The sequence below is a fragment of the Kitasatospora aureofaciens genome (assembly GCF_019192735.1).
GTDB classification, from domain to species: domain Bacteria; phylum Actinomycetota; class Actinomycetes; order Streptomycetales; family Streptomycetaceae; genus Kitasatospora; species Kitasatospora aureofaciens_A.
The window spans coordinates 79,459-100,870 of sequence record NZ_JAHTKP010000017.1; the positions used below are offsets into that span (position 1 = coordinate 79,459).

19 protein-coding genes and 1 riboswitch are annotated in these 21,412 nt (G+C 71.8%); of the genes, 8 read left to right on the top strand and 11 right to left on the bottom strand.

The features are described 5' to 3' along the window. Window positions 1-27: 27 nt before the first annotated feature. Window positions 28-2,250, bottom strand: a complete 2,223-nt coding sequence (gene glgX / locus KV557_RS19365) for a glycogen debranching protein GlgX (protein ID WP_218201929.1) — start codon at window positions 2,248-2,250, stop codon at window positions 28-30. A 437-nt stretch (window positions 2,251-2,687) separates the two neighbouring features. Here glgX and KV557_RS19370 point away from each other — a divergent pair, with 437 nt between their 5' ends. The 3 genes from KV557_RS19370 (at window position 2,688) to KV557_RS19380 (ending at window position 6,005) form a co-directional block, all read left to right on the top strand. Further along, window positions 2,688-3,893 (top strand): L,D-transpeptidase, encoded by a 1,206-nt coding sequence (locus KV557_RS19370; RefSeq protein ID WP_308129972.1) that lies wholly within the window; start codon window positions 2,688-2,690, stop codon window positions 3,891-3,893. Window positions 3,894-4,092: 199 nt separating this feature from the next. Continuing rightward, the gene (locus tag KV557_RS19375) at window positions 4,093-5,319 is read left to right on the top strand and encodes a L,D-transpeptidase (protein ID WP_308129973.1); all 1,227 of its coding nucleotides are present in this window, start codon (window positions 4,093-4,095) and stop codon (window positions 5,317-5,319) included. A 188-nt stretch (window positions 5,320-5,507) separates the two neighbouring features. After that, on the top strand, window positions 5,508-6,005 hold the full coding sequence (locus KV557_RS19380) for an ATP-binding protein (RefSeq protein ID WP_256177644.1): 498 nt from the start codon (window positions 5,508-5,510) through the stop codon (window positions 6,003-6,005). A gap of 362 nt (window positions 6,006-6,367) precedes the next feature. On the opposite strand, the gene KV557_RS19385 is transcribed toward KV557_RS19380, so the two are convergent. The 3 genes from KV557_RS19385 to KV557_RS19395 all read right to left on the bottom strand — a co-directional run bounded on the left by KV557_RS19385 (window position 6,368) and on the right by KV557_RS19395 (window position 8,442). Then, window positions 6,368-7,144: a GNAT family N-acetyltransferase gene (locus KV557_RS19385; RefSeq protein WP_218201931.1), complete on the bottom strand. Its 777-nt coding sequence runs from the start codon at window positions 7,142-7,144 to the stop codon at window positions 6,368-6,370. Then, window positions 7,134-8,021, bottom strand: coding sequence for a hypothetical protein (locus KV557_RS19390; RefSeq protein WP_218201933.1), 888 nt, complete (start codon window positions 8,019-8,021; stop codon window positions 7,134-7,136). Before KV557_RS19390 ends, KV557_RS19385 begins: the two co-directional genes overlap by 11 nt. Window positions 8,022-8,274: 253 nt before the next feature. Continuing rightward, complete coding sequence (locus KV557_RS19395; RefSeq protein ID WP_218201934.1) at window positions 8,275-8,442, bottom strand: hypothetical protein; 168 nt, start codon at window positions 8,440-8,442, stop codon at window positions 8,275-8,277. Between the two features lie 10 nt (window positions 8,443-8,452). On the opposite strand from KV557_RS19395, the gene KV557_RS42725 reads away from it, so the two are divergent. From KV557_RS42725 to KV557_RS19410, 3 genes are all read left to right on the top strand, one after another. Beyond that, window positions 8,453-8,773, top strand: a complete 321-nt coding sequence (locus KV557_RS42725) for an ATP-binding protein (protein WP_256177645.1) — start codon at window positions 8,453-8,455, stop codon at window positions 8,771-8,773. 240 nt (window positions 8,774-9,013) lie between these two features. Then, window positions 9,014-9,901 (top strand): DMT family transporter, encoded by an 888-nt coding sequence (locus tag KV557_RS44495; RefSeq protein WP_218201936.1) that lies wholly within the window; start codon window positions 9,014-9,016, stop codon window positions 9,899-9,901. 491 nt (window positions 9,902-10,392) lie between these two features. Further along, complete coding sequence (locus tag KV557_RS19410; RefSeq protein WP_218201939.1) at window positions 10,393-10,839, top strand: nuclear transport factor 2 family protein; 447 nt, start codon at window positions 10,393-10,395, stop codon at window positions 10,837-10,839. A gap of 59 nt (window positions 10,840-10,898) precedes the next feature. On the opposite strand, the gene KV557_RS19415 is transcribed toward KV557_RS19410, so the two are convergent. The 7 genes from KV557_RS19415 to gcvT all read right to left on the bottom strand — a co-directional run bounded on the left by KV557_RS19415 (window position 10,899) and on the right by gcvT (window position 18,685). Continuing rightward, the gene (locus KV557_RS19415; protein WP_218201941.1) at window positions 10,899-11,540 is read right to left on the bottom strand and encodes a hypothetical protein; all 642 of its coding nucleotides are present in this window, start codon (window positions 11,538-11,540) and stop codon (window positions 10,899-10,901) included. A 207-nt stretch (window positions 11,541-11,747) separates the two neighbouring features. Further along, window positions 11,748-12,251, bottom strand: a complete 504-nt coding sequence (locus tag KV557_RS19420) for a hypothetical protein (RefSeq protein WP_218201944.1) — start codon at window positions 12,249-12,251, stop codon at window positions 11,748-11,750. 14 nt (window positions 12,252-12,265) lie between these two features. Then, a complete protein-coding gene (locus tag KV557_RS42735) occupies window positions 12,266-14,017 on the bottom strand; it encodes a hypothetical protein (protein ID WP_256177646.1) in 1,752 nt (583 codons plus the stop codon). A gap of 151 nt (window positions 14,018-14,168) precedes the next feature. Next, complete coding sequence (locus KV557_RS19430; RefSeq protein WP_218201946.1) at window positions 14,169-15,536, bottom strand: L-serine ammonia-lyase; 1,368 nt, start codon at window positions 15,534-15,536, stop codon at window positions 14,169-14,171. A 162-nt stretch (window positions 15,537-15,698) separates the two neighbouring features. Then, window positions 15,699-16,967 carry a serine hydroxymethyltransferase gene (glyA, locus tag KV557_RS19435; protein ID WP_218201948.1) on the bottom strand — a complete coding sequence of 423 codons (1,269 nt, stop codon included), beginning with the start codon at window positions 16,965-16,967 and terminating at the stop codon, window positions 15,699-15,701. An 83-nt stretch (window positions 16,968-17,050) separates the two neighbouring features. Continuing rightward, window positions 17,051-17,431, bottom strand: coding sequence for a glycine cleavage system protein GcvH (gene gcvH, locus KV557_RS19440; protein ID WP_218201949.1), 381 nt, complete (start codon window positions 17,429-17,431; stop codon window positions 17,051-17,053). Between the two features lie 132 nt (window positions 17,432-17,563). Further along, on the bottom strand, window positions 17,564-18,685 hold the full coding sequence (gene gcvT / locus KV557_RS19445; protein ID WP_218201951.1) for a glycine cleavage system aminomethyltransferase GcvT: 1,122 nt from the start codon (window positions 18,683-18,685) through the stop codon (window positions 17,564-17,566). 230 nt (window positions 18,686-18,915) lie between these two features. Continuing rightward, a riboswitch (glycine riboswitch) is annotated at window positions 18,916-19,021 on the bottom strand. A gap of 398 nt (window positions 19,022-19,419) precedes the next feature. On the opposite strand from gcvT, the gene KV557_RS19450 reads away from it, so the two are divergent. After that, the gene (locus KV557_RS19450; protein ID WP_218201953.1) at window positions 19,420-20,223 is read left to right on the top strand and encodes an enhanced serine sensitivity protein SseB; all 804 of its coding nucleotides are present in this window, start codon (window positions 19,420-19,422) and stop codon (window positions 20,221-20,223) included. Between the two features lie 186 nt (window positions 20,224-20,409). After that, on the top strand, window positions 20,410-21,345 hold the full coding sequence (locus tag KV557_RS19455; protein ID WP_218201955.1) for an enhanced serine sensitivity protein SseB C-terminal domain-containing protein: 936 nt from the start codon (window positions 20,410-20,412) through the stop codon (window positions 21,343-21,345). The last annotated feature ends 67 nt before the right edge of the window (window positions 21,346-21,412 follow it).

Here is a 21,412-nt window from a genome sequence, read left to right on the forward strand (position 1 = left end):
GACTGACGCGCACGCCGTTCGAGCACGTCATTCGGGTAAGGCGTCCGGGGCGGGCGCCCGCAGCAGGTGCAGCGAGCGCCCGCCCAGGACGACGGCCCCCCGCGGGTACGGCTCGCCCGTGCCCGCGGCGGCCGTGTCGGCGAGCGTCTCGTACGCGGCCTCCGGGGCCGCCCAGGGCTCGCCGGGCAGCGTGAACACGACCGGCTCGTGGCCGGCGTTGAGCAGCAGCAGGAAGCTGTCGTCCCGCAACGGCCGCCCGGCCTCGTCCCGTTCGGACATCGCGGCGCCGGAGAGCAGCATGCCGAGGCAGGCCGTCGGGGCGAACCAGTCGGCCTCGGTCATCTCCTTGCCGAGCGGCGTGAACCAGGCGAGGTCCGGCTGGCCGCCGGGGGTGCTGGCCCGGCCGGAGAAGAACGCCCGCTGCCGCAGCACCGGGTGGGCGCGGCGCAGCCGGACCAGCCGGGCGGTGAGGTCGCACAGCTCCCGCCAGCCGGGCTCCGCCAGCAGCGACCAGTCCAGCCAGCTGACCTCGTTGTCCTGGCAGTAGGCGTTGTTGTTGCCGCCCTGGGTGCGGCCGAACTCGTCCCCGGCGGTGATCATCGGAACGCCGGTGGAGAGCAGCAGGGTGGCCATCAGGTTGCGCAGCTGGCGCAGCCGCAGGGCGGTGATCTTGGGGTCGGCCGTCTCGCCCTCGGTGCCGTGGTTCCAGGAGCGGTTGTCGTCGGTGCCGTCCCGGTTGGCCTCGCCGTTGGCCTCGTTGTGCTTGCGGTCGTACGAGACGAGGTCGCGGAGCGTGAAACCGTCGTGGGCGGTCACGTAGTTGACGGATGCGTACGGGCGGCGGCCGCCGCGCTGGTAGAGGTCGGAGGAGCCGGAGAGCCGGTAGCCCAGCTCGCGGACGTCCGGGCGGGCGCCGCGCCAGAAGTCCCGGACGGTGTCCCGGTACTTGTCGTTCCACTCGGCCCACAGCGGCGGGAAGCCGCCGACCTGGTAGCCGCCCGGGCCGACGTCCCATGGTTCGGCGATCAGCTTCACCCGGCTGAGGAGGGGGTCCTGGGAGACGGCGGCGAGGAACGGGTGGTCCATCTCGACGCCGCCGTCGGCGCCGCGGGCGAGTGCGGCGGCGAGGTCGAAGCGGAAGCCGTCCACGCCCATCTCGGTGACCCAGTACCGGAGCGAGTCCGTGACCAGCCGGATCACCTGCGGGCGGCGGGTGTCCAGGGTGTTGCCGCAGCCGGTGTAGTCGGCGTAGCCGCGCGGGCGGTGCGGGGCGAGGCGGTAGTAGGCGGCGTTGTCGATGCCGCGCAGGGAGAGCATCGGCCCGAGTTCGGCGCCCTCGGCGGTGTGGTTGAACACCACGTCGAGGATCACCTCGATCCCGGCGGCGTGCAGGGCGCGGACCATCCGCTTGAACTCGCCGACCTGGCCGCCGCGCGAGCCGGAGGCGGAGTAGCCGGCGTGCGGGGCGAAGTAGCCGACGGTGTTGTAGCCCCAGTAGTTGACCAGGCCGCGCGCCTGGAGGTGGTCCTCGCTCGCGTACTGGTGGACCGGCAGCAGCTCGACGGCGGTGACGCCGAGGCGGGCCAGGTGGGCGATCGCGGCGGGGTGGGCCAGGCCCGCGTAGGTGCCGCGGAGGTCGGGCGGGACGTCGGGGTGGCGCATGGTGAAGCCGCGGACGTGCAGTTCGTAGAGCACCGTCTCGGCCCACGGGGTCTTCGGGCGGTGGTCGTCGTACCAGTCGTCGTCATCGTGGACGACGACGGATCTGGGCACGTACAGGGACGAGTCGCGGTTGTCCCGGACGGTGTCGGCGACGTTCGCCTCCGGCCAGTTGCGGACGGCGCCGCAGACGGCGTCGTGGGAGGTGTAACAGCCGTCGACGGCGCGGGCGTACGGGTCGAGCAGCAGCTTGGCCGGGTTCCAGCGGGCGCCCGTCCACGGGTCCCAGCGGCCGTGCACGCGGAAGCCGTACCGGGTGCCGGGGCGGACCCCGGGGAGGAAGCCGTGCCAGATCTGGAAGTCCTGCTCGGTGAGGCGGTGGCGGCTCTCCCGGCCGGCCTCGTCGAACAGGCACAGGTCGACGGCCTCGGCGCCGGCCGCCCAGAGCGCGAAGTTGGTGCCGGGGCCGCCGAGTTGGTCGGTCCGGAAGCGGGCGCCGAGCGGTTGCCAGCTGCCGGGCCACGGTGGCTCGGCGGTGTGCGGACCGCCGCCCGGCCGTACCCCGGCTTCCAGCTCCTGCCCTGACGCCATGGCTGTGCCCTCCCTGGACGGGGTGTCCCGGACCCCGTTCACTTCCTCTTTCCCGGTTTGCGCTGATCGGAAGCGGCTGAACGGGGGCTTACCGGCGGATGGACTCCGCGCTGCCCGCCCGACCTTCTGGCAGGGAGCGCGCTCCAGCTGCTTGTCGATCTTGCCGGGCAATCTTCACGGTCGCTTTACCCCCGCTCCACCCACCTCCCCTCGGGATGCACTCGGGCACCCCGGTTATCCTGCTCCGCGGCGCCTGGCCGTGGCGCGAAAGATCGGCGTCCGGTGCAACTCATGGGGGCACTCAACGCGTCAAGAGAGTGGATACCGGGAGGGGAGAAACCGTGAAGACGGGGAAGGCGGCTGACGCCGCGATACGTACCACCAGTCGCTTCGGGGGCAAGGGCTTCGGGCCCAGGGGCTATGGGCGCAGGGGTGCGGTGGCGTTGGCCATGGGCGGGGTGCTGCTGCTCACCGCGGCCTGCAACGACGACAAGGCCAGTAGTGACTCGGCCGGGGGCGGCAGTTCCGCGGCGGCGACGGCGGGAGCGGGGGCGGACGGCAGCGCGGCGCCCGGGGGCGCGCCGGCCACGCCGAAGACCTCGGCCGCCGTGTTGGCCGTCGAGCCGAAGGACGGCGCCCAGGACGTCGCGCCGAACAACGCACTGCAGGTGGCCGTCTCCAACGGCAAGCTCACGACGGTCGAGGTGACCGACAAGAACGGCAAACCGGTCGAGGGCGCGATCACCCCGGACGGCACCGGCTGGAAGCCGGCCGCCGGGCTCGTGGTGGGCATGGCGTACAAGGTGAACGCGCAGGCCAAGGACGCCGAGGGCCTGGTGGCCGCGTCCACGACCTCGTTCACCACGCTGACGCCGGAGAAGAAGGTCTCCACCAACGACAACATCCGCGACGGCGCCACCTACGGCGTCGGGATGATCGTCTCGGTGGAGTTCACCCGGGACATCAAGAACAAGGACGCCGTCGCCAAGGCGATCACCTTCGAAACCAACAACGGCACCGAGGTGAAGGGCCACTGGTTCGGCGATCGCCGGCTCGACTTCCGTCCGGCCGAGTACTGGAAGCCGGGCACCAAGGCCACCATCAAGTACCGGCTGAAGAGCGTCGAGGTCTCCCCGGGCATCTACGGCGACGTGGACAAGGACGAGCCGTTCACCATCGGCCGTTCGATGATCTCCACCGCGGACGCCAAGACGCACCGGATGACCGTCGAGCGGGACGGCAGGAGCACCACCGTGCCGGTCACGCTGGGCGCGGACGCGACGCCGTCCTGGAGCGGCACGATGGTGATCATGTCCAAGGAGAAGGTCACCCGGATGAACTCGCAGACCGTGGGTCTGGGCGGCGAGTACGACATCCAGGACGTGCCGCACGCGATGCGGCTGACCACCTCCGGCACCTTCGTGCACGGCAACTACTGGGCCAGCCCGTTCGGGAAGACCAACGCCAGCCACGGCTGCGTCTCGATGGCGGACGAGAAGGGCGGCAGCGACAGCTCGGTCGCGGGCAAGTTCTTCAACGACTCGATGGTCGGCGACGTCGTCAAGATCGTGAACTCGAAGGAGAAGACCGTCTCGCCCTCCAACGGGCTGGGCGGCTGGAACGTGGCCTGGGCGAACTGGTAGGCCTTACCCGCTGGTAGGCGCCGGTAGTCCCGGTGCCCCGGTGGTTTCTCGTCGATCGGCCCGACCCTCACCCGTTGGGGTCGGGCCGATCGCATTTTCCAAGCGCAAAGCCCTCGAATGGCGCAACCTTTCCGGTGGTCAGCGCGTGTATTGGTCGGGCCCGGTGGGGTTCGAGTGGGGTTCAGAGGGAGGGATCGACGTGAGGTCGATACGCAGAGTGGTGGCCACCGGTCTGGTCGGCGGCATGATGGTGCTGACGGCCGCGTGCAACGGCGACGGTGGCGGGAGCGCGGCCAAGGCCGACCTGGGGGCCGGCGCGGCGGGCAGTACGGCCTCGGCCTCCGCCGCTCCCACGAGCGCGGCGCCGAAGGTGTCGCAGGCCGTGGTGAGCATCGAGCCGAAGACCGGCTCGGTGGACGTGGCACCGGGCGCGCTGAAGGTCGGGGCGACGGGCGGCAAGCTCACCACCGTCAAGGTGAGCGACAAGACCGGCAAGGAGATACCCGGCACGATCGCCGCCGACGGCTCCAGCTGGACTCCATCGACCGGCCTCTCGGTCGGCACCGGCTACCAGGTGAGCGCGATGGCCGCGGATGCCAACGGCGTGGTCGCCGAGGCGGACAGCAACTTCACCACGCTGACGCCGGAGGCCCAGGCAAAGGCGGTCGACAACGTCGACAACAACGCGACGTACGGTGTCGGCATGATCGTCTCGGTGGAGTTCACCAAGGACGTCAAGAACAAGGACGCGGTCGCGAAGGGCGTCACCTTCGAGACCGACAACGGCACCGTGGTCAAGGGCCACTGGTTCGGCGACCGCCGACTGGACTTCCGCCCCGAGGGCTACTGGAAGCCGGGCACCAAGGTGACCGTGCACTACCGCCTGAAGAGCGTAGAGATCGCCCCGGGCGTCTACGGCGGCTCGGACCGGGACGAGCCCTTCACGATCGGGCGATCCCAGATCTCGACGGTTGACGCGGCGGCGCACAAGATGACCGTCGAGCGGGACGGCCAGAGCTCCGACATCGACATCACCTCCGGCTCGGACGACCACCCGACCTGGAACGGCACCATGGTCATCATGTCCAAGGAGGGCACGGTGCGGATGCAGTCCAGCACCCTGCCCGGCATGACCGGCGCGCCCTACGACCTCCAGGTGCCGCACTCGATGCGGCTCACCACCTCCGGCACGTACGTGCACGGCAACTGGTGGGCCAAGAACGGGGTGTTCGGCGGGGACAACGTCAGCCACGGCTGCGTCGGCCTCAAGGACGCCGAGGGCGGCGGCGACTCCACCTCGATGGGCAAGTTCTACGACGGCTCGCTCGTCGGGGACGTGGTGATCGTCAAGAACTCCATCAAGAAGGAGACCCTGGAGCCGGACAACGGTCTGAGCGGCTGGAACCTGGCCTGGAGTGCCTGGTAGAAGCAGGTTTGCGGCAACCCGGGCTTGACGGACGTCGGGCCCGGGTCGCTTTTTGCTTGCACGGGGCATATGCCGACTCGGCGGAGATCGTTTGTTCATTGTCCGTACGCGGCTGCTTGCGTTCCGCAATGATGGGTCGCATGGCGGGTTGGGGCGAAACAGATCAGTCATCAGTTCCCGGGGCCGGTTTGGTCGCCGAGGCGACCTGGATCGACGTCCAGGGAGCGCTCTCGGCGCTTGAGCGGCTCAGCTCCGCGGAGCTGGAGGAGATGTACTTCGGCAGGCTGCGCGATCAGTCCACGCCGAGCGAGGTGCGGCTGCCGTCCCGGCCGGAGTCCGGCCCGGTGGCCCGTCGGCTGGTGCTGTCCGTCCTGGAGTCCTGGGACCTCCACCAGCACCTGGAGGCCGGGGAGTTACTCACCAGCGAGCTGATCTCCAACGCCGTGCGGCACGCCGCCGGCCGCACCATCGGGCTCCAGGTGAGCCGCAAGCCCGGCTGGCTGCGCATCGAAGTCCGAGACTCCTCGCGGGCGTTGCCCTGCGTGATCCTCGCCGAGCCGCTGCCCGTCAACGAGCGGGGGCGGGGCCTGCGGGTCATCGACGACCTCGCCGACCGATGGGGCGCCGACCTGCTGCCGCGGGGCAAGGGCGTCTGGTTCGAGCTGAAGATCCGCGAACGCCACTGAGGCTTTTCTTCCCCGGGCTCTTCTTCCCGGCCCGTAAAACACGCAGGGCCCCCGAGATCGCCGCGGTCCGGCGGATGGGGGCCCCTGCAAGTCATCGCGCCGGCCAAGGGGGTGCGTGCCGCGCGATGGGCGTCGACTGTGCCAGGTCGGGCCAGTCGAAGTCCGATGTGTCAACTATTGCACGGTCTCAGCATGCGGGCAAACCGGGCGTCTTGGATTGAAAGGTTTGTAACCTACTTCACCTTTGGAATTTGCATAGGTTAACGCCGCCACCTGTGAATATTCATGATCAGCGGGCAGAGGTGGGGGTCTTTCTCGGTCGAATCCCAGTCGGGCCTCGGCCGAAGCGAAGCGGCGGGGGCCTACGGCTTGCAGACGTACGGGGTCGTGGTGCTCAGCACGGTGAACCCGAGCCGTTGCAGGATCGGGCGGCTCTGATCACTGGCGTCGACCTGCAGGTAGCGGTAGCCGAGCTCGGCGGCGATCCGGGCGCGATGGGCGATCAGGGCCCGGTAGATCCCCCGCCCCCGCCAGGCCGCCACGGTGCCGCCGCCCCAGAGTCCCGCGAAGTCCGTGCCCGGGCACAGCTCCATGCGCGCCGCGCACACAGGCATGTCCCCGGCCATAGCCACGACCATGCTGGCTGTCTCCGAGCCCTCGGCGAGCTGGTCGAGCAGTCGTTGCCGCAACCGGGCGCTGCTGGTGCCGAAGGCCTGTTCGTGGACGTCCGCCAGGAGATCCACCCCGGCAGGGTCGGTCACCGCGCGCAGGTGGATGCCCTCCGGCAGCGCGACGTCGGTGGGCAGATCCTGGACGGGCGCGACCATCACCGCCTCCTCCGGACCGGCTGTGAACCCGGCCGCCTCCAGCCGCCTCCCGAGGTCGCCCGGCCGGTCGTGGGCGTAGGCCTTCCACTCGAACTCGCGCCCCAGGGCAGTGAAGTACCGCACCTGGGCCGCGATCGCCTCGTCCGCCGTGGTGGTGCTGACGTCCGACCAGACGATGCCGTTCCAGTCGTGATCCGTGCCGACCTGCCGCACGACGTCGCCGTCCCGCTCGACGCGGGCTCCGGGGCTGTCGGGCCGCACGTCGCGCCGCAGCTGGCGGTCGAACAGGGCGAGTACGTCGTCATGGTCCATCCGCCCAGTTCAGCACGGGTGCGGGCCGCTGTGCCACGGGGTTTCCGTCACCCATCGCTCTGCGTACCTCGGCCGCGTGCCGACGGACGACGGCGGGGGAGAGGCGGGGCGGGGGTGGCGGCGTTCGTTGGCCGGTGGTGCCAGTGCGGCAGACGCGGCAGAGGCCCCCGAGGAGGGCGTGGGGGCGGCAAGGGGTGCGGCAGTCGGTGCACTCCAGGATGCGGGTGGCCGGCTCTTGGACGGGGCGTTCCGGGGGCATCTTGTCGATCAGGCGGCGGTGGGTGAAGCCGGCCGGGCTGTGGACGGCCGGTGGGAGGCCCGCGATGAGGGTGGCTGTGAACAGGGCGGGCGGGGTGCCACGGGCCAGCCACTCGGCGGCGAGCGGTTCGAGGGCCTCGCAGTCGGCGGCGGAGAGGGCCAGGCGGGCGTCGGCCAGCCCGAGGCCGGCGAGGGCGGCGTAGGCCGGGGAGGTGGGAGGAGCGGGGGAGGCGCTTCGCTCCTTCGGGGGATCGGGTGCGTTTTCCGTTGACTCGCCCGCCTCGCCGGTGACGAGGAAGCGGGCCCACCAGGCGTCGCTGCGGGGCGTTCGGGAGAAGTAGGTGCGGAACACCCACCGGCATTGGTCGCCGCTCACGCGCTCGCGGACGCGGCGCAGGTGACCGGCGGTGGAGAGGGTGTTGAGGGCTGTGCGGACGGCCATCTGCCCGTAGTGGGGCTGGAGGGCGGCGAGCGTCTTCGCGTCCATGGCGGCGCCGTCGGGGAGGTGGTCGATCAGGGAGGCGAGGTACGCCTCGCGGGCCGGGAGGTGCGTGAAGTCGTTCGCCCCGGCGGGAAGTTGCCCCGGAGCGGACTGCTTGCCGTATCCGGGCGCGGCCATGCGAGTAGAGTCGTGATTAGCCACAGGATCGAGTCCGTTCGATCGTGCCGGTCAGACCCCCGTTCGGTGTTGGCGCACCGGCGGGGGTTGATTTGTTACTGCGCACGCTACACGGCGGAACGGGCTGTGGCGAAGCAGTGACGATTAGTCATATCTGCTGCGCGCAATGGTGGTTGGAAGGTGGTTACCCACCCATTCCACTAGGGGGTCACTCGACCGCAGGCCCTTGAGCTTCGGACGCCCATCCTCTTCGCTACAGCTTCTCCACCTCTCTCCTGATGAACTCCGCGGAGTTCGTGATGCCGAGTGCCTCGGCCTGGAAGATCGCCTGGCGCGCGCTGAGTTGGCCGACGACTTGCGGATCGTTGTGCAGGAGGTTGGTGCTGTGGGTCTCGACGTAGGCGTAGCGTTCGTGGTTCACCGTCTCCACGATGACCAGCGAACCCGAGAGGCTGCAAGGGATTCCTCGTTCGGCCGGCGTCGAAGTTTCCGATGCCAGCCCCGACCTCCCGGTCCCGCGCCACCCCGCCCCCGACGACGAGTCCGGTCGCGGCCTCGAACTCGTCGCCGCCCTCGCCACCTCCTGGGGCGCGCACTCCCGCGGCGAGCGCTACATCGGCAAAACCGTCTGGTTCACACTCGCCCTCTCCTCGCCGGCCTACCCGCCCGCTCCGGATGAAGCCTTTGCGGAAGATGTGGCGTCCACTCGTGATCTGCTCGGCGACAAGGCGACTGAGTGGCCAGCCGACTGAACACGTTCCGTCGCTGCGCAGGAAGTCGGCCCCGTCGACCTCCTGCGCAACCCCGGTACCATCGGGCCTGTGAACTCGTACTGGCACGTCGTTCTGCCACCGCTCTGCGCCTGATCGGGCGCTCGGTGGTGGCTTGACCCCGCTGTCCCGGCCGGCCTTCGTCGCCGCCAGGGGGCTGTTGCGTGCGCCCGTTTCGAAACCAGTTCCCACGACGGTCTTCGACGACGGAAGTTCACCACTGTGCCCAACCGCACCCTCAACCCCGTTAGCGGGCCGCTCCCGATCCTGGCCGCCGCCATACTCTGGGGCACCACCGGGACCGCCAGTTCCCTCGCCCCCGCCGGGGCGCCCCCGGCTGCCATCGGCGCCGCCGGGCTCGTCCTCGGCGGCCTGCTCCTCTTCCTCTCCACCCGCACCGCCCGTTCCCTGCCCCGGGTGTGCACCCGCCGTGAGCGGTGGCTGCTCGCCCTGGGCGCGGTCGCGGTGGCGGGCTACCCGGTCACGTTCTACCCGGCCGTGAGCCGTACCGGTGTGGCCGTGTCCACCGTGATCGCCCTCGGCAGCGCCCCCGTCTTCACCGGCCTCCTCGCCTGGCTCACCCGCCAGGCCCGGCCGACCGCCCGCTGGGTCGTCGCGACCACGACGGCCGTCCTCGGCTGCACGATCCTCGTCCTCGGCCCCGAACTGACGGGTGGCACCACGCCCGTTGACGTCCTCGGCGTGCTGCTGGCCGCGCTCGCCGGCCTCTCGTACGCCGCCTACTCCCTCGTCGGCGGCAAGCTGATCGCCCACGGGCACCCGTCCGGCGGCGTGATGGGCGCGATGTTCGGCGGGGCTGCGCTGCTCGTCCTCCCCGTCCTGCTGCTCAGCGACGGCCACTGGCTGCTCACGCTCCGGGGCGCGGCCGTCGCCCTCCACCTCGCCGTGATCACCACCTTCCTCGCCTACCGCCTCTTCGGCCAGGGCCTCCGCCACACCACCGCCCAGACCGCCACGACGCTGACGCTGGCCGAACCCGCCGTCGCCGCCCTCCTCGGCGTCGCCGTCCTCGCCGAACACCTGCCTGCCGCCTCCTGGTTCGGCCTGGCCGTCCTCGCCACCGGCCTGGCATTCCTCGCCTTCGGGTGATCCGTGAGTAGCGGTCCGGGCCGGGCCGGACCGAGTTCCGGCCCGGGCCCGGGGGTAGCGTGATCCGGTGATCGAACTCGACTTCACGGGCCGGACCTTCGTGAACTTCCGGCACCACCCCTTCCCCGACAGCCGGGGGCACGGCTTTCGCTGGGTCGATCTGAAGTCCTTCCGCTTTCCCCCGGGCACCCGGAACAGGGACTTGCTGACCGCCCTCGTCGCGCACGAGTACTTCCGCGACGACTACGCAGGCGGCGGCATCGATCCGGACGGGCTGCGGCACGGTCCGTACTGGATCCGGTGCGTGCCTTCGGACGCGTACGAGCGGGCGGTGGAGTGCCTCACGAGGCCGAACCCGGTCCCGGACACCGGCCCGCAGTCAGTCGAAGCCGTCGAAGGACCACGGCCGAGCCGGCGAACTCGAACGGCTAAAGTCGGTTGTCGCGCAGGTGTTCTGGCGCCCTCTCCTCACGACGGAACGGAGCTCGCCCATGCCGAACGCCACCCCGCTCGACATCCTCGCCCGCTATCGGCAGGCGATGCTCGACAAGGACGCCGACGCCCTCGCCGACCTCTACGCCGCTGATGCCGTCCACGACTTCCCCTTCCTGTTCCCCGGCATGCCCGAGCGCTACGCAGGCCGCGAGGAGGTGCGGGCGGGCTACCGCGCCGCCTGGGGCGCGAGCCCGGCGCAGCCGAAGGAGATCCACGAGATCGCCGTCCACCAGAGCACGGATGCGGAGGTGATCACGGTGGAACAGGTCGTCACCGGCACGATCGCCCCCACCGGCCGCCCGTTCACCGTCCCGGGCCTCCTGGTGATTCGCATCCGCGACGGCCGCATCGTGCACGTCCGCGACTACATGGACGGCCTCGGCGTAGCCCACACCATGGGCCGCCTGACCGCGATGGCGGCCCGCCTGGAGGGCAGTGCCTGATCGGTGGTGGGGGAGGGGGCGCAGGAAGTCGGCGGGGTCGACTTTCTGTGCGGCGGGGGTCAGCAGTGGGTGGAGAGGCACCATGAAGTCACCAGGGACTGCTGGATGCGCTGGAGGGTTGTGGGCCAGGTTTCGGTGGGGCCGGCTACCAGGAGGGCGTAGGTCTGGCCGTCGGGGGCGGTGAGGATGTGGTCGATGACGTGGCGGGTGGGCTTGCCGGGTGGGGTGTAGGCGTATTCCAACTCGGCGGCGCCGCCTGCGGTTTGTTCGAGGCGGATGCGCTGGTAGCCGGGGAAGCGGGTGGGGTTGCCGGCCAGGCTGCTGTCGGTGGCGGAGGCTTGGGCCAGCGGGGTGCCGGTGCCCATCACGAAGACCTGGATCAGGCTCGTGCCGTCGGGGGAGTCGTAGAAGACCGACGTGCCGTCCGCGCGGCGCTGCCAGCCGTCGGGGACGGGGAGGGTGAATCCGGCCGGGTCCTGGACGAGGGTGAGGCCGGTGGTCGGGGTCGGTGCTGGCGTCGGGGTGGATGGTGTCGGGGTGGGGGTGGGGAAGGGGGAACGGGAGAGTGTGGGGGAGGGGGAATGCGAGGGGGATGACGGGGGAGGCGAGGTCGCTGCGCTCACCGGCTGCTTCCCCTCGCTGCGGAGTGACAGCAGGTACCAGCCGCCGCCCGCGATCCCGCCGATGAGCACGCCGGCCACCGCCGCGAGCACGATCGCCTGCGGGCGCAGCTTGCCTGGCGGTCGCGGCGGTCGCGGCGGTCGCGGCGGCCCTGGCGGTCGTGGTGGCCGCGGAGGCAAGGACGGAGGCGGTGGCGGCGGCGGGACGGGCGGTGGCGCCGGCGCGCCCGGCCCGGCCGGCCGGGTCACCCAACGTTGGCGCTCGGCATCCCATTCCAGATCCATGGCTCAGCCCAGGAACTGCTCGATCGCCTGGACGACGGCGAGCGCCGAGGCGAGCCCGGACACCACGGTCCCCGCGCCCTTGAGCAGGTCGCGCAGCCGCTCCAGCCGGGAGCGACCGGCCGTGCCGGTCTGCTCGATCTCCGTGCCGACGGCCTCCAGCTCGCCCTCCACCTGCGCCACACCGTCCCCCTCCGCCCGTGCCAGCAGCGGGAGTTGCTGCCGCAGCGTACGGACGGAGGTGAGCAACTGCCGGGCCGAGGCGTCGAGGTGCACCGAGGAGTCGACGGCCCGGGCACCCGCCCCGGCCGCCACCGCGCCCCCGCTCATCGCCCCGATCGCGATCCCACTGGGGGAGCCGGCCGGAGGAGCAGCGGGAACGACCGGAGCAGCCTCCCCGACCCGCTGCGACCGGTCCTCCGCCACCGCGTGGTCCCCCGCCGCGACCGCCCCGCCCGACAGGTGCCCGATCGACACCCCGCCCGTCTGTTCCCGCTCTTCGTTGGTCACTGAAAATCCCTCCGTCATGTCGTTCCCTCACCACCGGCGGCCCCGGCCCGCGCCGAGGCGCCCGCCCCGGACGCGACCGCGCCGCCGCTCATCGCGCCGATGTAGACGCCGCCCTCCAGCACCTGCACCACGGTCTGCTCGAACCGGCCGGTCTCGTAGCCCTCGCTGTGCAGCGCCTCGCGCACGCCCGCGATGACCCGCTCCTGGATCGTCCGCACGTACCGGTTGACGTCGAGGTCCTGGAGCAGCGAGACGGTGGACTCGGCGGCGAGTTCGCGCAGCGAGACGGTCGGCCGGGCGGACAGCGCCGTGCCGCCGTCCGCCCCCGCGCCGAGTCCGCCACCGGGCCCGGCGCCGTAGCGCAGCAGCGCCTGGAGTGCGGCCGGCCCGGCGACGAAGGCAGACACCGCCGGTCGTCCGGAGCGCAGCCGCACGCCGCGCAGGGCGACGGCGTCGGCCAGCAGCTCGTAGTCGTGCCGGACCGGCCCCAGGACGTGCGGCACGACCTCCAGCACGAGCAGCCGCCCTTGGGTGTGCACCCGGATCAGCACCGACAGCACCACCTGCTCGTCCCACGCGCCGACCCGGATCCGCAGGAAGTGCCGGCGCCGCTCGGCGCCTTCGTCGACGGCGTCGCGCAGGTGCTGCTCGACGGCCTCGCGGTCGCGCCGGACGGCGGCGCGCTGGGGGCCGTGGGGGAGGAAAACGACCTCCCGGACCTCCATGTCGCGCAGCCGGTCCAGGCTGGTCTCGGCGGCGGCCTGCCGCAGGGCGAGCAGGCGCGGGACGATCAGGTCGAGGACGGCGCGCGCGGTGAGGTCGGGCTGCTCCGGGGGGACGCGCTGCTCGGGGAGGACGCGCCCGGTCGTGCGGCGCTTGAGCTCCAGGACGAACGACCAGGGCTGGAACGGGACCCCGGCGCCGAGGAAGGGCTGCGCGGAGTCGTAGACGACGAGCGGCGAGTACTGCTCGGCCTCGATGGCGGCCGCGAGCGCGCGGTAGCGGCCCCGGCGGGGCAGCTCGACGGGCGGCAGGTCGGGGTAGCGCAGCCGGTTGAGCCGCTCGCGAACGGTGCGGGCGGCGAGCAGCCGGTGCACCCACACCACGGCGGCGAGCGCGAACGGGAAGACCGCGCCGAGGTAGTACGAGTCCCGGAGGGCGTTCACCGCGAGCGCCCAGTAACCGAGTTGGGCGAGGACGGCGACGACCGCGAGGAAGCCGCTGCGCGCGCGCCGGAGCGGGGACGGCGAACCGGCCGGCGGCGCGGGCGCGTAGAGCGCGTGGTCCCGGGCGGCCGGGGTCTTGGCGAACCAGGACAGCAGGCAGACGAGCGCGTAGAGGAAGGCGAAGTTCGCGACGTACGGGGCGGCCGTGCCGACGCCGTCGCCGAACGCTTGGGAGGGCGAGGACCCGTACCCGCCGCCGTATCCGTACCCGGACGAGTGATGGGCGGTCGGCGGGTGGGCGATCAGCGGCTGGTAGGAGGCGGCGAAGAAGCCGAGCCAGAGCACGGCCAGCACGGCGCCGGTGAGCGCCTCCGCCGCCCGGGCCTTGAGCGCGTGCGCGAGGACCTGGACGAGGTCGAAGCCCAGCGACGGCGGGACGGAACGCTCGTCGTGCTCGACCAGCTCGGAGATCACGCGCCGGCGGAACTCCGGGTCGAGGTACACGCCCGCACACAGCAGCCGGGTGGCCTCGGACGTGGCGTACGGCGACGGGGACGACGGCGGTGCTTCGGCGGACGTGGCGTACGGCTGGAACGTCATCCACTCCCCCCTGTGGCGTTAACCAACTCGCGGGGATTATTGCCCGACTGACGCTCCGTCGGCTACGGGTTTACCTCACGAAACGAGCCCCCGGACGGAAAACCCGTCCGGGGGCTCGATCGCACCGCCGCGAAAAGAGCCGAAGAAAGGATCAGCACTCGATGACGTTCACCGCGAGCCCGCCGCGCGACGTCTCCTTGTACTTGATCTTCATGTCGGCGCCGGTCTCCTTCATCGTCTTGATCGCCTTGTCGAGCGAGACGTGGTGCCGCCCGTCGCCGCGCAGCGCCATCCGGGCGGCGGTGACGGCCTTCACGGAGGCCATGCCGTTGCGCTCGATGCAGGGGATCTGGACCAGGCCGCCGACCGGGTCGCAGGTGAGGCCGAGGTTGTGCTCGATGCCGATCTCGGCGGCGTTCTCGACCTGCTCGGGGCTGCCGCCGAGGACCTCGGCGAGGCCGCCGGCGGCCATCGAGCAGGCGGAGCCGACCTCGCCCTGGCAGCCGACCTCGGCGCCGGAGATGGAGGCGTTCTCCTTGAAGAGCATGCCGATGGCGCCGGCCGCGAGCAGGAAGCGGACGATGCCGTCCTCGTCCGCACCCGGGATGAAGTTCAGGTAGTAGTGCAGCACCGCCGGAATGATCCCGGCCGCGCCGTTGGTCGGCGCGGTGACCACCCGGCGGCCGGAGGCGTTCTCCTCGTTGACCGCCATCGCGTAGAGGGTCACCCACTCCATGGCGTTGGCCGGGCCGATGCCCTCGGCGCGCAGCGCGCGGGCCGCGGCGGCCGCACGGCGGCGGACCTTGAGGCCGCCGGGCAGGATGCCCTCGCGGGACATGCCGGCCCGCACGCACTCCTGCATGACCTGCCAGATCTCCAGCAGCCCGGCCCGGATCTCCTCCTCGCTGCGCCAGGCCTTCTCGTTCTCCAGCATCAGGCCGGAGATGGACAGCCCGGTCTCCCGGGTGAGCCGCAGCAGCTCCTCGCCGGTGCGGAAGGGGTAGCGCAGCGCGGTGTCGTCGGGCTTGACCCGGTCCGCGCCGATCGCGTCCTCGTCGACGACGAAGCCGCCGCCGACCGAGTAGTAGGTCTTCTCCAGCAGGGTGGAGCCGTCCGCCGCGTACGCCCAGAGGGTCATGCCGTTGGCGTGGTAGGGCAGCGAGCGGCGGCGGTGCAGGATCAGCTGGGTGTCGGGGTCGAAGTCGATCGGGTGCTCGCCGAGCAGGTTGATCCGCTTCTCGGCGGTGATCCGCTCGACGTCCTTGTCCGCCTGGTCGACGTCGACGGTGCGCGGGGAGTTGTTCTCCAGGCCCAGCAGGACGGCCTTCGGGGTGCCGTGGCCGTGGCCGGTGGCGCCGAGCGAGCCGTACAGCTCGGCGCGCACGCCGGCCACCTGGGCGAGCAGGTCCTCGGACCGCAGCCGGCGGGCGAACATCCGCGCGGCGCGCATCGGGCCGACGGTGTGGGAGCTCGACGGGCCGATGCCGATGGAGAAGAGGTCGAAGACGCTGATGGCCACGGGGGACGTCCTTGTCTGGTCTCGTGGAAGGACTTGCTGGCAGGGGTTTGACACGGGACGGGGCACCGCGCGCACTTCCAGTGTGCGCGGTGCCCCGGAATCCCAGGTGCGCCGGCGGGGTGAGGCCGGTCACCTACCCCTGGACGGTCACAGGCTGGACGGTCACAGGTTCGGGTAGAGCGGGTACTTCTCGGCCAGCGCGGTGACGCGGGCCTTCAGCGCGGTGGCGGTGCCCTCGTCGAAGGCGGGCTTGAGCGCCTCGGCGATGATGTCGGCGACCTCGCGGAAGTCCTCGGCCTGGAAGCCGCGGGTGGCGAGCGCCGGGGTGCCGATGCGCAGGCCGGAGGTGACCATCGGCGGGCGCGGGTCGTTCGGGATGGCGTTGCGGTTGACCGTGATGCCGACCTCGTGGAGGCGGTCCTCGGCCTGCTGGCCGTCGAGCTGGCTGTTGCGCAGGTCGACCAGGACCAGGTGCACGTCGGTGCCGCCGGACAGCACCGAGACTCCGGCCTCGGTGACGTCGTCCTGGAGCAGGCGCTCGGCGAGGATCCTGGCGCCGTCCAGGGTGCGCTGCTGGCGCTCCTTGAACTCCTCCGACGCGGCGACCTTGAAGGCGACGGCCTTGCCGGCGATCACGTGCTCCAGCGGACCGCCCTGCTGGCCGGGGAACACCGCGGAGTTGATCTTCTTGGCCCACTCGGCCTTGCACAGGATGACGCCGCCGCGCGGGCCGCCCAGGGTCTTGTGGGTGGTGGTGGTGACCACGTCCGCGTACGGCACCGGGTTGGGGTGCAGGCCCGCGGCGACCAGGCCGGCGAAGTGCGCCATGTCGACGATGAGCAGCGCGCCGACCTCGTCGGCGATCCGGCGGAACTCGGCGAAGTCCAGCTGGCGCGGGTAGGCGGACCAGCCGGCGATGATCAGCTTCGGCTGGTGCTCCTTGGCGAGGCGCTCGACCTCGGCCATGTCGACCTGGCTGGTCTTCTCGTCGACGTGGTACGCGACCACGTTGTAGAGCTTGCCGGAGAAGTTGATCTTCATGCCGTGGGTCAGGTGACCGCCGTGGGCCAGGTTCAGGCCCAGGATGGTGTCGCCCGGCTGGATCATCGCGAACATCGCGGCGGCGTTGGCCTGCGCACCGGAGTGCGGCTGGACGTTGGCGTGGTCGGCGCCGAACAGGGCCTTGATGCGGTCGATCGCGATCTGCTCGACCACGTCGACGTGCTCGCAGCCACCGTAGTAGCGGCGGCCGGGGTAGCCCTCGGCGTACTTGTTGGTGAGCACCGAGCCCTGGGCCTCCATGACCGCCACCGGGGCGAAGTTCTCGGAGGCGATCATCTCCAGGGTGGTCTGCTGGCGGTGCAGCTCGGCGTCGACCGCGGCGGCGATCTCCGGGTCGAGGGAGTGCAGGGACTGGTTCAGAACCGTCATGGTGTGGTCTTCCCGGGAGGAGGGAGGAGGGGAGGCCGCTGGAGCGGGGCGGCCGCCGCGCTGCGGCCGCCCCGGCCCAGGGATCAGCCCTGGGGGTTGGTGAGGGCGTCGTACTCGTCGGCGCTGAGCAGCTCGTCGGTGGACTCCACCCGGACCTTGAACAGCCAGCCGCCCTCGAACGGAGCGCTGTTGACCAGGGCGTTGTCGTCCAGGACGTCCTGGTTGACCTCGGTGACCTCACCGGTCACCGGGGAGTACAGGTCGCTCACCGACTTGGTGGACTCCAGCTCGCCGCAGGTCTCGCCGGCGGTCACGGTCTCGCCGACCTCGGGCAGCTGCACGTAGACGATGTCACCGAGCGCATCGGCGGCGTGGGCGGTGATACCGACAGTCGAGACACCGTCCACGGCGGCGGTCAGCCACTCGTGCTCCTTGGTGTACTGCAGGTGCTGGGGGTTGCTCATGGCGTCATTCTCCAGGATGGGAAGCGGGTACGACGAAGCGGGCCGCCGCACGGACGGCTTCGACGTGGATCTGACGTGGATCTGTGGAAATTCGACGTGGATCTCTCGGAAGGACAGCGTCAAAGGGCAGCGTCAGCGGGCGCGCTTGTAGAACGGCAGCGCGACGACCTGGACCGGCTCGTGCTTGCCGCGCACGTCCACCGCGACGGTGGTGCCGGGGGCGGCGTGGGCCGCGTCGACGTAGGCGATCGCGATCGGCTTGCCCAGGGTCGGGGAGGGCGCGCCCGAGGTGATCCGGCCGATCGGGGCGCCGTCGGCGGAGACCACGGTGTACTCGGCGCGCGGCACGCGCTTGCCCTCGGAGACCAGGCCGACCAGCACCCGCGGCGGGTGGGCCTCGGCCTCGGCGGCGGCCTTCTCCAGCGCCTTGCGGCCGATGAACGCGCCCTCGTTGGTGGTCTTGTCGAAGCGGACCACCCGGCCGAGGCCGGCGTCGAACGGGGTCAGGTCGGTGGAGAGCTCGTGCCCGTACAGCGGCATGCCCGCCTCCAGACGCAGGGTGTCGCGGCAGGACAGGCCGCACGGCACCAGGCCGTGGCCCTCACCGGCCGCGGTCAGCGCCTGCCAGATCGCCTCGGCGTCGCCCGGGTTGCAGAAGATCTCGAAGCCGTCCTCGCCGGTGTAGCCGGTGCGGGCGAGCAGCACGTCGCGGCCGGCCACCTGGGCCGGGAGGATCGCGTAGTACTTCAGGCCGGGCAGGTCGGCCTCGGTGGTCTTCGCCAGGATCGCGGTGGACTCCGGGCCCTGGACGGCGATCAGGGCGTAGGTGTCGCGGTCGTCGGTGACGACGGCGTCGAAGCCCTTGGCGCGGGCGATCAGCTCGTCCAGCACCAGCTGGGCGTTGGAGGCGTTGGCGACGACCAGGAAGGCGTCCTCGCGCAGGCGGTAGACGATCAGGTCGTCCAGGATGCCGCCGTTCTCGGCGCAGATCATGGTGTAGCGGGCGCGCAGCACGCCCAGCGCGGAGACGAAGCCGACCAGCGCGTGGTCCAGCATCTCGCCGGCCTGCGGGCCGGTGACGGTGATCTCGCCCATGTGGGAGAGGTCGAACAGACCGGCCTTGGTGCGGACGGCGAGGTGCTCCTCGCGCTCGCTGCCGTAGCGCAGCGGCATGTCCCAGCCGGCGAAGTCGGTCATGGTCGCGCCGAGGGCGCGGTGCAGCGCGTCGAGCGCGGTGAGGCGGAGGGACGACATGGCCTGGAACTCCTCGGTCTGGGCACTCAGGGGTGCGCGCACCGGACCGGACCCGCTCGGGGGCCGACCCTGCGCGCGGGCATGCGGCGGCGTGGGTCTCCCCATCTGTCGTCGAACCTGAGAGCTTCACCGCACCGCGGCCCGTGGCTGTTTCCAGCTTTCAGGACAGCATGGCGGCTTGCACCGTGGGTGGGCGCGCGACAGGGCCGTGCGCCGCTTTCCAGATGTGCCTAACCCGTGCGGTAGGGGTGCCTGAGAGATTCCGGGGAGGACTTGCTCCTTCGGCGCCGGCTGTGCCGCCAGACGGGGCACTCCGGGCTCTCCCGCGCGGGTTCGAGCGGCCGGTATGGAGTTGTGGGGCCGACGTCGCACGACGCCGTCGGACGCGCACATCATGGCACGTCCGCGCCGACGACGGGAGGGGGGGACCCGGTCACACGGCGCGCTGCCGAACCATGACCCGAACTGTCACCCGACATGAAGGCGAACACGGGCCCCAGGGCCCGTCTTCGGACTCCCGCCTGCCGGGCGACGCCGGGGCACGCGCCTCGCTGCGTTGTCGTCGGTCGCCGATGCTCCGCATGGACTCCCTCCTCCGCCTTGCGATGCACGCACCCCAACGCCGCCCGGCCCGCCCTGCGGGCGGACGACGGGAGTCCGAAGACGGGCCCTAGACTGCTCCGCGTCGGCGCAGCAGTGGGCGGCCGACCGGCAGAGGGCGGTAGCAGGGGCGCATGGGGTACCCGGTGGAGCAGCAGCAGGGGTGGGGCGGCCCGGAGTCGGCGCCGCCGGGCGGCGCGTGGCCGGCCAACGAGCTGGAGCAGGTGCTCACCGCCGCCCTGGGCGATCCGGGCGCGACCCCGCGGGTGATCGAGGTGCTGGCCCGCAGCCAGGTGTGGATCCCGCTGCCGGCCGGCGGCGACCCGCAGGGGCAGGCGCTGGACCTGCCGACCATCGAGCTGGCCGGCGACCCGTACGTGCCGGTGTTCTCCTCGCAGGAGGTGTTCCTCCAGCAGGCGCCGGGAATGGCGTTCGCGATCGCGCCGGCCTGGGAGTTCGCCCGCGGGCTGCCGCTGGGCGTCGGCATCGCCGTCAACCCGGAGGCCGCGGTGGGCATCCCGGTGCCGCCGCAGGGCGTGGCCGAGCTGCGCCGCGGGCCGCGCGCCGACCGCTGGGGGAGCCCCGAGGACCCCGCCGCCCCGACCGGCGGCCGGGTGGCGCTGCGCGAGCCGGTGCCGGGCGAGGACCCGGAGCACTTCCTGGCCGCCTGCCGGGCCGAACTGTCCGCCCTGCCCGGGGTGTTGACCGCGCGGCGGGCGCTCGCCAGCATCGAGGGCGAGCCGACCGTGATGTTCGTGGGTGTCCAGCTCGACCCGGCCGCCCCGGCGGACCCGGGTGCGGTGAACGACGCACTCGGCCGTGCGCTGGGAACCGCGCCGCTGCCCGGCGGCGTCCACCTCGTGCTGCTCGACCTCGCCGACGATCCGGTGGTCGAGTGGATGCTCACCCGGGTACTGCCTTTCTACACACGAATGTGACCAGCACACGGATGTGAGTAGCCGGATGTAAGTAGCCGGATGTGACCAGCCGGATGTGAGCACCCGGATCAGGGCTTTGTTCGTAGGCACGTCGCCGTGGCGGTGGCCGGTGCCGCGCCATAGGGTGCGTGCAGACGGCCGACGGACCGGCGGCAGGTGAGGAAAGAGGCGCAGCGAGGTGGGCGCATGAGTGCGGGAGCGGTAGCGGGCGGTGCCCCGGGGCCCTGGGGCCAGGCACCGGCCGGGCGCCCCGGCGCGGATCCGGGGGTGCTGGAGCGCGCGCTGCGCGAGGTCGCGCCGGAGCGCTACGAGGCGTACGAGCAGCTGCTGCACGCGCTGGCCGACGGCCAGGTCTGGATGCTGCTCTGGCACGGCACGCCGGGCAGCCCGGACGCCCAGTACGGGAACATGGAGATCAGCGGCCACGGCTACGCGCCGGCCGTCACCTCGCCCGAGCAGCTGGCCGCCTCCGGCTGGGCGCGGGCCCACGAGGTGATCTCCGGGCGGGAGATCGCCGCCTCGCTGTACCGGACCCGCTGGGGCCTGTGGCTGAACCCGCACGCCCCGGGCGGCGGCGTCGGCGTGCCCTGGGCGGACCTGCGGCGGATCGCGGCGGGCCTGGACCGGCTGCCGGCCGGGCCGCTGAAGCTGAGCGAACCGCAGGTGCCCGCTCAGCAGTTCTTCGCGCTGCTGGAACGCCAGGCGGGCGAGGTGCGCGCGGTCCGGGCGCTGCGCCGGGCCTGGGTGCAGCCGGCCGTGGGTGAACCGTACCTGGCGATCGGCCTGGACCTGTACGAGAGTTCGCCGTCGGCCGTGGAGGCGGTCCGGGCGCTGATGCAGCGGGCGATCGCGGTGGCCCCGGAGGGGCTGGCGGTGTCCACGGTGGCGATGGCGGACGAGTTCGACCCGGTGGCGCTGTGGATGCGCGCCAACACGCGGCCGTTCTACGACCGGGAGGCGGCCGGTCTCGGCCGGCCGACCGGCGCCTACCCGCCGGTGCCGCCGCCGGGCTACCACCCGCCGCAGCAGCCGGGGTACTACGGCACCCAGCCGCCCGCTCCGGGCTGGCACGGGCAGCCCCAGCCGCCGCAGCGGCCGTGGCCCGGATACCCCGGGCGCTGAGTTCCAAAACCCCAAAGCCCCATACCCGAAGCCGACTTGATTTCACATCAGGTCGGCTTCGGTGCTT